This window comes from Streptomyces sp. TLI_105 (genome assembly GCF_900105415.1).
Taxonomy (GTDB): domain Bacteria; phylum Actinomycetota; class Actinomycetes; order Streptomycetales; family Streptomycetaceae; genus Streptomyces.
This window is the reverse complement of the sequence record NZ_FNSM01000001.1, coordinates 8,465,328-8,478,071: the sequence shown is the minus strand read 5'-3', so window position 1 is coordinate 8,478,071 and position 12,744 is coordinate 8,465,328. Positions and strand designations below refer to the sequence as shown.

The 12,744-nt window shown below is 69.2% G+C and carries 12 protein-coding genes; 3 read left to right on the top strand and 9 right to left on the bottom strand.

The genetic code is table 11. The features are described 5' to 3' along the window. Positions 1-65: 65 nt before the first annotated feature. Entirely contained in the window at positions 66-998 is a 933-nt protein-coding gene (locus BLW86_RS38730; protein ID WP_218138038.1) for an NADP-dependent oxidoreductase, read from the bottom strand. A gap of 90 nt (positions 999-1,088) precedes the next feature. Here BLW86_RS38730 and BLW86_RS38725 point away from each other — a divergent pair, with 90 nt between their 5' ends. Together BLW86_RS38725 and BLW86_RS38720 are read left to right on the top strand one after the other, a co-directional pair. Then, the gene (locus tag BLW86_RS38725; protein ID WP_093879111.1) at positions 1,089-2,021 is read left to right on the top strand and encodes an AraC family transcriptional regulator; all 933 of its coding nucleotides are present in this window, start codon (positions 1,089-1,091) and stop codon (positions 2,019-2,021) included. A gap of 1,059 nt (positions 2,022-3,080) precedes the next feature. Beyond that, positions 3,081-4,184, top strand: a complete 1,104-nt coding sequence (locus BLW86_RS38720) for a glutamate--cysteine ligase (RefSeq protein WP_093879110.1) — start codon at positions 3,081-3,083, stop codon at positions 4,182-4,184. Positions 4,185-6,066: 1,882 nt separating this feature from the next. On the opposite strand, the gene BLW86_RS38710 is transcribed toward BLW86_RS38720, so the two are convergent. Continuing rightward, complete coding sequence (locus tag BLW86_RS38710) at positions 6,067-6,252, bottom strand: hypothetical protein (protein ID WP_093878332.1); 186 nt, start codon at positions 6,250-6,252, stop codon at positions 6,067-6,069. Positions 6,253-7,159: 907 nt separating this feature from the next. After that, positions 7,160-7,576 carry a hypothetical protein gene (locus BLW86_RS38700; RefSeq protein ID WP_093878330.1) on the bottom strand — a complete coding sequence of 139 codons (417 nt, stop codon included), beginning with the start codon at positions 7,574-7,576 and terminating at the stop codon, positions 7,160-7,162. A gap of 202 nt (positions 7,577-7,778) precedes the next feature. Between BLW86_RS38700 and BLW86_RS42380 the strand changes: the two genes are divergently transcribed. Continuing rightward, on the top strand, positions 7,779-8,570 hold the full coding sequence (locus BLW86_RS42380) for a hypothetical protein (RefSeq protein ID WP_093878329.1): 792 nt from the start codon (positions 7,779-7,781) through the stop codon (positions 8,568-8,570). Between the two features lie 321 nt (positions 8,571-8,891). Here the strand turns inward: BLW86_RS42380 and BLW86_RS43680 are convergent, their stop codons facing one another. The 6 genes from BLW86_RS43680 to BLW86_RS38655 form a co-directional block, all read right to left on the bottom strand. After that, positions 8,892-9,122 (bottom strand): hypothetical protein, encoded by a 231-nt coding sequence (locus BLW86_RS43680; protein ID WP_256341606.1) that lies wholly within the window; start codon positions 9,120-9,122, stop codon positions 8,892-8,894. Positions 9,123-9,514: 392 nt separating this feature from the next. Then, positions 9,515-10,045 (bottom strand): transposase, encoded by a 531-nt coding sequence (locus tag BLW86_RS38685; RefSeq protein ID WP_256341748.1) that lies wholly within the window; start codon positions 10,043-10,045, stop codon positions 9,515-9,517. Further along, positions 10,042-10,581, bottom strand: coding sequence for a helix-turn-helix domain-containing protein (locus tag BLW86_RS38680; protein ID WP_093879109.1), 540 nt, complete (start codon positions 10,579-10,581; stop codon positions 10,042-10,044). The genes BLW86_RS38685 and BLW86_RS38680 overlap by 4 nt, the downstream gene beginning before the upstream one ends. 581 nt (positions 10,582-11,162) lie before the next feature. After that, on the bottom strand, positions 11,163-11,540 hold the full coding sequence (locus BLW86_RS38665) for a peptidase inhibitor family I36 protein (RefSeq protein WP_093878325.1): 378 nt from the start codon (positions 11,538-11,540) through the stop codon (positions 11,163-11,165). After that, positions 11,537-12,124 carry a hypothetical protein gene (locus tag BLW86_RS38660; RefSeq protein WP_256341605.1) on the bottom strand — a complete coding sequence of 196 codons (588 nt, stop codon included), beginning with the start codon at positions 12,122-12,124 and terminating at the stop codon, positions 11,537-11,539. Before BLW86_RS38660 ends, BLW86_RS38665 begins: the two co-directional genes overlap by 4 nt. A gap of 189 nt (positions 12,125-12,313) precedes the next feature. Continuing rightward, complete coding sequence (locus tag BLW86_RS38655; protein WP_143060334.1) at positions 12,314-12,589, bottom strand: hypothetical protein; 276 nt, start codon at positions 12,587-12,589, stop codon at positions 12,314-12,316. Between the last annotated feature and the right edge of the window lie 155 nt (positions 12,590-12,744).

Here is a 12,744-nt window from a genome sequence, read left to right as displayed (position 1 = left end):
GTACACGGGAACGTGCCCAGTGGAAGCAGGCGCGGAGCCCAGCATCACGATCTGTCCGCCAGGGGTCAAGGAATGATGACGACCTTGCCTCGGATCTGGCCGGCTTCGCTGAGGTGGTGGACGTCGGCGAGGTCGGCCAGGGGACGTGACTCGCTGATGTCGATGGCGAGCACGCCGGCGTCGACGAGTTCCACGAGCGCAGCAAGTTGTGCGACATCGTTGCGGGCGACCATGTGCACCGCGCTCACCCCGGCGTCGTCAGACGGCTCGATCGGGGTTGCGATCGACACGATCCTCCCGCCCCGCCGCACCAGAGGCGCCAGAGCCGCGGCGTCCGGCGGGCTCAGCGGGACCAGATTGAGCAGGGTGTCCACCCGGGCGTCCAGTGCGGCGCCCACCGGTCCGGCGGTGTAGTCGATCGCCCGGTCCGCCCCCTGCCGCAGGACCGCCTTCGTGCTCCGCGGACTGGCCGTGGCGATCACCTCCGCGCCCGCATGTTTGGCGAGCTGCGTCACGAAGCCTCCTACGCCACCCCCCGCACCGTTGACCAGTACCCGCTGACCAGCGGCCACCTTCCCGTGTTCGAACACCGCCTGCCAGGCCGTCAGACCGGCCACGGGGAGGGCCGCCGCGTTCGCGAGAGGGACGGACGCCGGTGCCGCAACCAGCACGGCGGCGGGCGCGCAGACGTACTCGGCAGCCGCACCCCCTCTGTCGAGCCGCCCGATGACCCGGTCGCCGACGGCGAAGCCCTCCGCTCCAGCGCCGATCCCGGCCACGGTGCCGGCGACGTCCCAGCCGAACGCGTAGGGCAGGTCCACGGGGAAGAACGCGTGCAGCAGTCCGGCGCGCAGAGCTGCCTCGGTGGGATTGAACGAGGTCGCGGCGACATCGACCAGCACTTCACCGAAGGCGGGTAGTGGACGGGGAACGGTGTCATGGCGGATCGCGGAGGCATCGCCGTACGCGTGGATACGCGCGGTCTTCATCATCGTCATGCCGCGAATCTAGGACCGCACATGGAGACGATCCATGCGTCAGACTGCCTGGTTCATGCGCGTACGTCTCGCACCCCGTACTCTCGGCGTATGGATGTGCTCAGCGACGTGGTCGCGGTGACGCGGACGGGCCGACCCCGGTCGGCACATGTGCGGTGGCATGCTCCGTGGGGACAGGAGTTCGCCTCCGTACCGGGGGCGGCGGGCTTCCAGGTGATCCTGCAGGGTTCCTGCTGGCTGCTGCCCCCGGACGCCGAGCCCGTCCAACTGGTCGCGGGTGACGTGGTGTTCCTTCCCCACGGCAGCGGGCACGCCCTGGCCGACAGTCCCGAGCGCGTGGTCACGGCCCCTGCCTGCGGCCCCGACGGCCACGAGCTGTACGACGCCTACGCCTCGGACAGTGTCGACCGGAGCGGAGACGGGGGTCCGGTCACCGTGGTGCTCTGTGGGGCCTACCAGCTCGACCCGTCGCGCGCTCACCCGCTCTTGCTGACCCTTCCTGATCTGATCCACTTGCCGGCGCACTCGGGCCGCCATCCCGAGTTGCGCTCAGCGGTGCAACTCCTGGCCGCCGAGCTGGAGAATCCGCGTCTGGGCACGGACACAGTCGTCCCCGGCCTCCTGGACGCGCTGCTGCTCTACATCCTGCGCATCTGGTTCGACGAACAGCCCACCCGAGGGGACACCACCGGATGGGCCGCCGCGCTGAATGACCCGCCGGTCACCGCCGCCCTTCACGCCATCCACCGGGACCCGGCGGCATCGTGGACGGTGGCGAAACTCGCTGCGGAAGCCGGGCTCTCCCGGGCACCCTTCGCCAGACGCTTCGCCATGCTGATCGGCCAACCGCCCCTCGGCTACCTGACCTGGTGGCGGATGACCACGGCAGCGCGCCTGCTACGGGCATCGAACGCACCGTTGAGATCCATCGCCGCCCAGGTGGGCTACACATCCGAGTTCGCCTTCGCCAATGCGTTCAAACGCACGCACGGGATCGCACCCGGCGCGTACCGACGGAACTGATCCGGAGGGGGAACCTGGTCGGAGCTGATCCAGAGGGGCATACCTGAACACGTTCAGTCGCACGCGGCTGTGCACCTTCAGGTGCACGCCGACACCTGTCAGCGAATCGGTGTCCTCGTGACCAGGCGGACGCGGCCGGCTCTGCGGCTGTGACCGGCTCGGGTTCAGGCTGAGGTGCGGTGGGTGCCAGGACGCCAGGCAGCGGCGGTGCTGGGCAACACACCGCTCGGCCGTCGCGCTCGGGTTGTGTCACAGGTGCCACCGGTCCGCGACCCGGATCGCCCGTGGCGCCTCCTCCCCCGGCGGGAGCGCCACCTCTTCCACGGCCCTGAACTGTCAGCCCGACCGCTTGAGCACGGCTCTTTTTCGGGCAGCCTCGGGCGCCGCTTGGAGGTGGTCGGCCGTCACTCACAGTGGCCGCTGCACGGAAGCTGAGCCAGAACCCCTTCGCGCGTAGAGAGCACAGGGGCCCTCTGCGCGAGAACCGGCCTCTCTTGGTCACATGGCGTGATGGCGTGGAGGATGAGGGGGCGCAGTGGATGCCGTCGGCGGGGTGCCATTCCAGCACCGGCTCCATGGTCGGTGCAGTAAGGGGTGGGGATGAGGCCGCGGCGGGTCTCCCGCACACGGGGCTGGGGGTGATGTAGGGCACGCCGCGGCGGGCCGGTCCGCCGCCCGGCCGCCCGCTGCGAGGCGATGTCGCGCAGGCGGCCGGGCCGGGCGAGTGTCACGCGCAGACGCCCGAGCCGGCCCTGAACCGGTCGACCGGTACCGCGGCGTGATGCGGGAGTCCGATGGCGAGGTCCTCCAGGGCCCCGTCCGGCGTACGGAAAGCCGCCGCCTCCCGGAGCAGGCCCGCGCAGAGGCAGTACGGCGCGCGGCCACGGGGAAGACGGCGAGGGGGACGGGGACGGGGACGGGGACGGGCTCCAGGGAAAGTGCCCGTGTCCGCCCGGCTGATCCGTCCGATCCGGGGTAAGCGCCTGAGACGCACCGAAGATCAGCGATGTTCCACCCGGAAGGAAGAACCGCGTGACCCAGACCCCGACGCAGCACAGGATCCGCACGGTAGGTGTGGAGGAGGAGCTGCTGCTCGTCAGCGCCCGGACCGGCGAGCCGCTCGCTCTGTCGTCCGCCGTCCTTGCCGCGGCCGCCGGGGGCGAGGCGGGGGACGTCTTCGAGAAGGAGCTGCATCAGGAGCAGCTGGAGTTCGCCACTCGCCCCGTCAGCGACATGGGCGCCCTCCGTGAGGAGATCGTCCGGTGGCGCGGCGAGGCCGGGCGCCACGCTGAAGGTGTCGGCGCCCAGGTCGCCGCGCTGGCGACCTCGCCCCTCGCGGTGCAGCCCTCCCGGAACCTCGGGCGGCGGTACCGCTGGATGGCCGACCAGTTCGCCCTGACCGCGGAGGAGCAGCTCACCGGCGGATGTCACGTGCACGTCTCCGTCGAGTCGGACGAGGAGGGCGTCGCGGTCCTCGACCGGATCCGTACGTGGCTGCCGCTCCTGACCGCGATCAGCGCCAATTCGCCCTACTGGCAGGGGAAGGACACGGGATACGCCAGCTACCGCAGCCGGGTCTGGTACCGCCTCCCCTCCGCGGGCCCGTACGAGCCGTTCGGCAGTGCGGCCGGCTATCACGCCCGCGTGCGCGACATGCTGGGCACCGGAGTCCTGCGCGACCAGGGCATGATCTACTTCGACGCCCGTCTCTCCCACAACTTCCCCACGGTCGAGATCCGCGTCGCCGACGTCTGTCTCGAACCCGACACCACGGTGCTGGTGGCCACCCTCGCCCGGGCCCTGGTCGAGACCGAGGCGCGGGCCTGGCGGTCGGGAGAGCCCGTGCCCCGTGTTCCGCTCGAACTGCTCCGGCTCGCAGCCTGGCAGGCCGCCCGCTCGGGACCGGACGGCCCGCTGCTCGACCCTCAGACGCTGCGACCGATCCCGCCGGAGGCGGCCTTCGACGCCTTCGTCGCACACACCGAGGACGCCCTGCGGGAGACCGGCGACCTCGACCGGGCACGCGCCGCCCTCAAGAACCTCCTGGTACGCGGCGGAGGGGCCCGGCGCCAGCGCGACCTCCGCGAAGGCGGGATGGAACTCGGCGAGGTCGTCCGCGCCTGCGCCCGGATCACCACGGAGGACAGCACCCTGGAGGAGTAGCTTCCGCAGGCGGTCCCCTGCTTCCCTCTGGTTTCCCCTTCCGCAGGCCGCTTGCTCAGGCAGACATGTTCATCAGCAGGAGCGGAGTGGTGGTGGGCTGAAGGGATCCTTCGGCTGGCACGAAGATGATGTCGAGGGCACTGGCGGGACGGCGCCTGGGCCCGGATCGTCGCCCGGCTCCAGGCCGAGGCGGACGCGAAGGGCCTGATCATCTGGGACGTGAATGTCGACTCGACGGTCCGCCGGGCTCACCAGCATGCAGCCGGGGCGGCGAAAAGGGGGACCTCCAGAAGGAGTCGCCAGGCGGGATCGCCGTCGAGCCGGCCGACCACGGCCCGTACGATCCCGCGGCGGCCTGACCAGCAAGATCCACCTCGCTGTCGGGCAGGGACAGAAGCCGCTGTCCGTGGTGATCACGGCCGGTCAGCGAGGTGGCTCCCCGCAGTTTGAGCCGGTCCTGGAAGCGATCCGAGTTCCCCGGATCGGTTTGGGGCGGCCACGCAAGCGACCGGACCGTGTCCGTCCGGGCCGACAAGGCTTACGGCTCTCGTAGGAACCGCGCTCACCTACGCAGACGCGGTATCAAGGCGACGATCCCGGTCCCTGCGGACCGGGTACGCGCAACAGGCAGAAACTCGCCTCCCTCGGCGGCCGGCCGCCGAGATTCGACAAGACCGACTACATGCAGCGGCGTACGGTGGAATGCGGCATCAACCGGCTCAAGCACCACCGCGCGGTCGCCACCAGATACGACAGACTCGCCGTCCGCTACGAAGGTCCGCTACGAAGCGACTGTGCCGGCCGCGGTCCTCGACGAATGGCTGTGACGTGCTCCCGACCGATGCCCGTAAGCAGCGGCGCTCTGGCTGGCCTCCGGTGCCATACCCGCGCAGCACAGCACGGACCAGAGCAACGTCCGCAGCGGGAATGGCGAGTTCCCAGTAGCGATCAGCGGCTTGCAGGGACAGCAGGCGGAACACCCCCTTGTCGACCGCCCCACTTCCCGGGGCGGCGAGCGGACCCGCCCCATGAACATGGGACGGAGCAACCAAGGCGACGTCTTTGCCGTAACTGCCGAGGACTCGAAACGGCCGCCACGCCACGGTCGATGCTGCGGCAGGATCCAGAATCAGCGATCCCTGCCGGAAACGGTGGCCATCACGGACGAACGCGGAGACCTCGCGAGCCTCTCCAGCGTTCAACGCTACGACGTCCGCTTCGGCGCGATGCCGAGCGTCTCCTGTGAACTGCTCGATGAGGCACATCAGATGCCGAAGCAGATCTGTGGAGGAGTGCGTCCCCGCAGCCCGCCGCGCCTTTGCCCCGCCTTTGCCCCCTGCATCCATTGCCCCCTGCATCGCGGTCGTAACCCGGGGAGCGACGGGGTGCGCGCGGAAGTGTCTCCTCAGCCACTTTCCCAACAGGCCCTGGAGGCCTTACGTCCCCGATCCACCTTCCCAGCAGGTATCCCCGCCCGACCTCCTCATACTGAACGGCCCGCACCCCTGCCTGGCGCGGGCCGTTCAGCTGCCCATGCACCTGCCGGAAGGGGGAGACGGCAGGTGCATGGGCGGCCAGAGCGGTCCCATGCGCTCAGCAACCACCTGCCCCCGATCCTCCGTTCCACTCCAGGGCCCCCTGCCCAGAAGATGTCACTCACGACGCGACCGCCGATGCAGATGACAACGGAGTGGGTCTGGCGGTGCCGCAGCAGCGCGGGACCCACGAGGACGGCCGCGATGAGTCAGTGGGCGGTCTCGGGGTCCTCTGCGGCGGGCAGGGCACCCGAGACCGCGCACCACCAGGACGATCCGGCCGAGGCCGGCTTCTCCTGGACGCTCACTTCCCCGGCCGCTTCATGGTCACGGGAGGCGGCGGAGCCTCAAGAGCGGGACCAGGGGCGCCGTCTGGCGCCGTGGCCGGCGCCGATGCCCGCCACCTGGAGGGAGAGGGCGGTCAGCCCGAGCAACATCACGTTCGTCGAGGTGAACGCAGCATTGGTGGCGATGTCCGCCGCGTTGATCAGGAACGCGACGAAGAACAGCACCGCTGCGACTATGCCGAGCATGAGCAAGCTCCTTTCGAGGGATGCTGCTCGTATGCCCTCGCATCGTCGTTGCAAGCCGGCAGGGACCGCCGGCGTGCCAACCATCAGCTTCACCCGGCTCGTGTCGGTCGGATTCAACGGTTCGGTGCCTGCACCGGGGTGAAGCTCGATGCCGGCCGAGGGCCGTGGAGGATCTCGGGGGTCTTGCGCCACGACTGCCGTGTGGCGTGCAGGGTGAGAGATCGCTGTGGAGACCGGTGACGGCCGGTGGTCCGAGCGGGGCGTCGGATTTTGCGATTCCCGCCTTCTCCAGCGGGGCCGAGACGAGCCTTGCGGCGTCCGGTTTGGCCTCGTACGGGTCTGCGGCATCGACTTCCAGCCGGACGGAGAAGGTGTTGCCCTCATTGTGTGAGTGCCGTCCCGCGTGGTGAACCCGCCCTGAACGGCCTCTGACCCGCCATCTGTCTGCCTTGAGCAGTGCCGTTCTCGCCTCGGTCCGCGTCTCTGCCGCCCTCGGGCAAGGGAAGATGCGGCCCCTGCGCGCGCCCGAAATCCAGGTTCGCGCGGGGTCGGGTTCACACGCTCGCGTGGCGTGAGGTGACGGCCCGTCGAGGTGCGGCGTGATGCGCAGGCCGACGCCCCGGGGCGACCTGGAGACGCCGCAGCCACACCCAGGCCGTGCACAGCAAACCGGCGAAAACCACCAGGAGAAGCAGGGAGACCCACATCTGCGGGCTCCCCGGATGGGACCCACCCGTCCAGGCCGCGGCAGCCGCCCACAACAGAACGCCTGACATGTAGAGAGCACGGACCCGGCGCAGCTGCCGTACGGCCCGCAGGAATTGTTCGGTCTTCGGTGCCATGTGCGCCCGTGTACCCCGATCTGTGCCGTCTACCGGCAGTTCGGCGGGGTTACGCTTCCCTGGTTCTATGCCTTGGGGGTCCACGGTTTCGCGGAAGGCGGCGGGCCCTCCAGCACGCCAAGGAGTTTGTCCTTCAGGCTTTTCTGGGGGGCTTGCTTCTCTTCTTGTACGTGCATGAGCCGGGCTGTGGTCACTCGTATGTGGCACTCGCGGTGCCGCTGCCTGAGAAGGACCAGCCAGGCTCCGTCCTGGGTGAGGAAAGCGTGCCGGGCCGGCTCGTCTCCTGGTCGGGCATGACGAGCCAGGATTGCCGGTATGTAGTGCAGGGCCGCGTCCTGGGCCACTGCTGCGGCTTGCTCCTCGGTGCCCGTAATCAGGTGAGTACCCACCATCTTCCAGCGGTGCAGCTTCAAGTCGACGCCGTCGGCGCGCTCCGTCACCCTGGTGTCCTCCTCGATGAGGACATACCACTCAGCAGTCATGGCGGGAGCCTATCCACTGTTCCTGGGGTGAGGGCGGCGCACCGGTTGGCTGTGGAGCTGACCACCGTGGGGGTCTTTGACGTCGGTGGGGTGCGGTGCGGGGCATCGTTTGAGGGGTGTTGTGGGCTATACCGCCCGGGCGCGGTCTGCGACAAGTAGCATCCGGCAGCAATACCCATCCCTCATGAGGAGTGTGGAGTGCATGGCTGAGGAGCCGGTCAACACCTCGATCCAGAGCAAGTACGCGGAGCAACTCGCCGCTGATCTCGCCGCCAACCAGGCCGAGCAGGCCACTCTCACTGTTCGGCTGGGCCGGCTGCAGGAGGAGGAGAAGTGGCTCGCCGCGACGCTGGAGTCCCTGCCGGCGGCCGCCGGGGGTGAACCGGCGGCTGCCGCCGAGCCGGTGGACGGCACTGTTGCGGCCGACGCCGGTGCGGAGGCTGCGGCCGTGCCGCAGCCGAGGGCGGAGAAGACCCCGGGCGCCTCTTCGGTGAAGAAGGCTCCGGCGAAGAAGACCACCAGGGCCAAGCGTGCCGCCAAGAAGGCGCCTGTCGCCAAGAAGGCTCCCGCGGGGAAGGCCCCGGCCGTGGAGGGGGCTGTGGTGGCAAAGAAGGCGGTGGCCGGGAAGGCGCCGACAGCCAAGAAGACAGGCGTCAAGAAGGCTACGACGGCGAAGCAGACCGTGAAGCCGACGGCCCCCACGCTCGGTGAACTCCTCAAGGAGCTCCTCGCCCGCCAGCCTGGTGAGCCGAAGAAGGTCAGCGAGATCAGCGCCGAGCTGAAGGCGGACCACCCCGAGCGCGCGACGTCGGACCAGGTCGTCCGCAACACCCTGGAAAGGCTGGTGGCGAAGGACGAACTGGAGAAGGACACCCGGCAGGGCCTCACCCTCTACACCTGGCCCACGGCCCACGCCCCTGCCTCTACCACTGCCGCTGTCGCGGAGCAGCCGAAGGAGGAGGAGCCCACCGAGGCAGCCTTGACCGGCATCTGAGCAGCGCGGCCGCAGGGAGCTACCGCAGGCGCGAGCGCCGCAGGTGGCCGGGCAGCAACAGGAAGCCGATCAGGAGCTGCCCCCCCCTGCGGCTGCGTAGAGCCGGTCGGCCCGGGCGCGAAAGGCACGCTCACGCCCCAGCCGAGGGCCAGGGCGATGCTGCCCGCTGCCTGCTACCTGCTACCTGCTACCTGCTACCTGCTACCTGCCAGGTGACCGCCGCGCACGGACGGCTCGGGGACCATCCCAGCAGGGGGAGCAGGCGAGGCTCTGCCCCTGATAGACGCCTCGGGCCCGTAACGCGTCAAGTTCGGCCGGTGGTCAGGATTTCTCAGTGCCGAACAGAGTCTCCTCGATCTTGAGGAGGTCGGCATGTGACAGCTGGGGCGGGGTGAAGTTCCGGTTTCGGGCGTGCTGGAGGAACTCTTCGTCCAGTGCGATGTGGTAGCGCTCGACGTAGTGGGCAAGGTCCGAGTACCAGAGCCACTGACCGTCGGTGTGCAACCGGAGCACGTCGATCGGTTCGCGGTCGGAACTGAGGACATCGTGCACGCGGGTTCCCGTGGCAGCGAGTACGGATCCGGAACGGAGGTACCGAGCGATCCGGTGTCCGTCCGGTCCGGCTTGACCACGGATGCCGGCGCGGAGCGAAGGGCCATCAGGCCGGCCATGCTCAAGCTCCTGGAACTCACCGAGGAACCGGCTGGCATAAGGGGGCTGATGACTCATGGACGGGAGCCCAGCCCCGTAGGCGCCGACATGTGTGGGCCAGTGGCAAGGCCCGGGACCATCACCGCGGGTGCGGGGAGCGGACCGGTGGAGAGAACAGCGCTCGCCGGGATCGAACCCGGGTGTCTGATTCCGGCGAACCGGAGACCAGTGTCCTCGGCCGTTACTGAGGTTGAACTCGTGGTGTCGTGTTGTTGCTCAGGCGGGTTTGTTGCTCAGGCGGGTTTGATGGGCAGGCCGGTCTCGGCGAGGCAGCCGTCTATGAGGTCGCTGCGGTACTGGATGTGCCGTAGGCCGCGTCGGATGCGCTGGACGAGGTGTTCGGGGGTGCTGAAGGCGACGTTGGAGAGCCAGCCGCGTCGCAGGAGGGACCAGATCCCTTCGACGGGGTTGAGGTCGGGTGCGTAGGGCGGCAGGTAGTAGATGGTCAGCCAGTCCCGGGCCTCGGCGAACTCGCGCAGGCCGGCGGCTTTGTGGACGTTGAGGTTGTCCCAGACGAGCACGATCGGGCCGCCGAGTTGCTGGTGTGCTGCGATCAGCAGGTCACGGTAGTCGCGCCAGGAGAAGCTCTTGCGTCCGTCGCGTTGGCCGTCGTCCCTGCGTGGCCGGTAGATCAGCCGGGACCGGTGGCCGGGTTTGTAGCAGGTCAGCGCGGCGATCGATATCCGTCTGCGGGAACGGCCTCGGACCCGCACCACCGGGGTCCGGCCGCGCTGCGACCAGGTCTTGGCCTGCGGCGGCGTCATGGAGAAACCGGCTTCGTCCTCGAACACGAGCCAGGCTCCACGGGCCGCCGCGAGTCTTCCGCGCAGGGCCACACCTCTTTGACCCACCCGGCCACCGCGTCGTCGTCCCGCTCCATGGCCCGTCGAGCCGGCACCTGACAGGACCAGCCGTTGCGCACGAGTAGCTTGCGCACGCCCTGGACCGTGTAGGTCAGGTGGAAGCGCCGGCCGATCACCGTCTTCACACGGCTCAGGGTCCAGCGTTGGTCTTCCCAGCCGTGCGCGGCAGACCCCTTGGCCAGCTCCGCCTCCAGCTGGGCAAACTGCTTCTGGCTCAGCCTCGGCAGCGACGCCGGCCCCTGGGACCGCAGAGCCCGCGGACCGCCCTCATCCCACACCTGCCGCCACCGCTGCACCGAACGGACGCTGACCCGAAGGTCCTTGGCGATCACCGAGCTTGCCTCGCCCTGGGCGAACCGCTCGGCCGCCTGGAGCCGCAACTCCTCGCGGAACTGCTGCCGTTCCGGGGTCAGCCCGCCCCCTTGTGGATACCGCATGCCCCGTTGATACCGCATGAGCAACCAGCCGTCAGCCCCTACGACACCACGAGTTCAACCTCAGTAGACGACGAGAACCGCACCAGCATCGTAGGAGGGGAAACCAGGACACCGCCAAACGGTTACGGCTCCACCCACCAGCCATCGGACCTCCGCTCCAGGCGCGCCCGCGGTCACCAGCACCTGAGCAGTGTGGGTGGCGACGCGCAGCGCCCGTTCGCTCCACACCCGCCCCATGCGATGCGCATCGCGCCGTACGGCCGTCTGCCTCGTTTCGAAACCGCACGGCGACGGCCGGGACGACCGGCCAGGTTTGCCTCCAGCGCACTCCGGCCGGGGCGGGCACGTCACCGCCCCAGGGGGCTTACCCAGACTCCCCTGTGGCCTGCCTGCCTCTGCCGGCGAACCCCGACCAGGCCTCCCCCACCTGTCCACACCCCAGGTCGCCGCAGTCGCCGACTTCGGTCAGGCCCTCGGCGAACTCCGCCGCGCCGCCGCAGAACTCAGTGGACCAGTCGCCAGACGGGAGAGCCGAGGCCCCGACTGGACCGTGTCCGCGGGGCCTCGGCAGGTGCATGGCTTCAGCAGCTCATGGCCCAGGTGTGGGAGTCGCCGTTGTCATTGGCTGCGGAGTTGTAGTTGACCTCCTGGCCTGGGGTGAGACAGATGGTCATGTGGCCGCCCTGGTGGGCCCCGGAGTAGACCTGGACGTGGTCCTTGATGCCCGGACCGGAAATTCCGTGGTTGGCCCAGGAGGAGTCTTCGTCGGCGATCCAGCTCTCCCACCAGCCGTCGTCACCCGACCAGTTGGCGCGCTGACCACCGAAGTCGGCGTTTTCCCAAGCGCAGAACTCGCCACTGGGACAGTCGGCCGCGCCGGCCGAACCGGCCGCGGCGAGGCCGCCGGTGAGGAGGAGGAACGCCGCTGCGGTGGCGGTGAGCAGCCTGCTTTTCGTCATGAGGGGGCTCGATCTTTCTGATGGGGGGTTGATTGACCGGCCAGCAGCCCGGCCGCGCGGTGCAGTGCGCGGTCGCGCAACTGGTGGTAAGTGGCGATCTCCTCGCGGTGCGCGGCACGGACCTCGGCGAGCCGGAGGGGCTCAAGCCGGGCGCGCAGCTCATCCAGGCCGCTTGCCCGCGCACATCGGGTGTCCTCGTCAGGGCAGGCGGCTCGGCGGGCGAGCGCTGCCCGGTAGCCGGGGTCCTCGGCGAGTCGGACCTGGGCCTCGGGGCGCAGATTGTTGACGGTGACCTCGGCGCGGAACCAGCGGGCTTGGTCACCGTAGAGGAAGCGGTGGGCCTCGGCCAGGCAGCCGTCGGTATGCATGCGGACGGTGTAGCCGGTGGCGAGGGTGACCGACAGTTCAGCCGGACCGGCACCGAACAAGGCCTCCTGTCGTGGAGGCTGCCCGGCAGCGCCACGGGCAGTCATGCACCGGTTCACCAGCATCTGCTGGGCGGCTTTGATCAGGTCCCTGCGGCCCTGCTCCGATGCCGGCAGCGTCGGCTGCGACTTTACCGAGCAACCGCCGACGAGCAGCATCGCCAGCACGGCAGTCGTCGCCCGACCTCGGACAGCACTGATACCCACACCGGTTCAAACGATCAAGAACCTTCGAGGACACGGCGCCTTCGATGCCCATCATCGCTCTCCTGTGGCACGGGGATGTTCGGGCGGTCGTGGCGGAGCATTTGTCCTGGTCGAAGCCGTCCGGCCGCGGTGTTGACGTGATCAACTCTTGCCGGTCACGTACGGCGGCTTCATGTCCATGACGGTGTGGGGCGCGGTGTAGCTGTCGGGGTTGTAGAGGAAATCGGCGTCGGCAACGGTGTCCGTGTAAAGGGTGAAGCCATTACAGCCTGCTCCGGTTTCCAGGTCGAGGTAGTTGCGCAGGATGTCGGCCGGCTCGGTGGTACCGGACTCGAACGTGCCCCTGTCGTCCGGACGGCAGGCCTGCGGGTGTGCCCGCCACCGCTCTGCGCGTTCGCCGATCCGGTCACGACGCATGAGGAGGTCCTGCTTCCCCGTACCGTCGGCCCTGCAGTACGGCGGGACGAAGCCGCTCGTCGAACGCGGCCGCGCCACCCTCGAACATCCCCGGCGACAGTGACCGAAGTGAGTACACGTACTCAGGTGTCGTCCGTCGGGCTCCTCCATGCTGG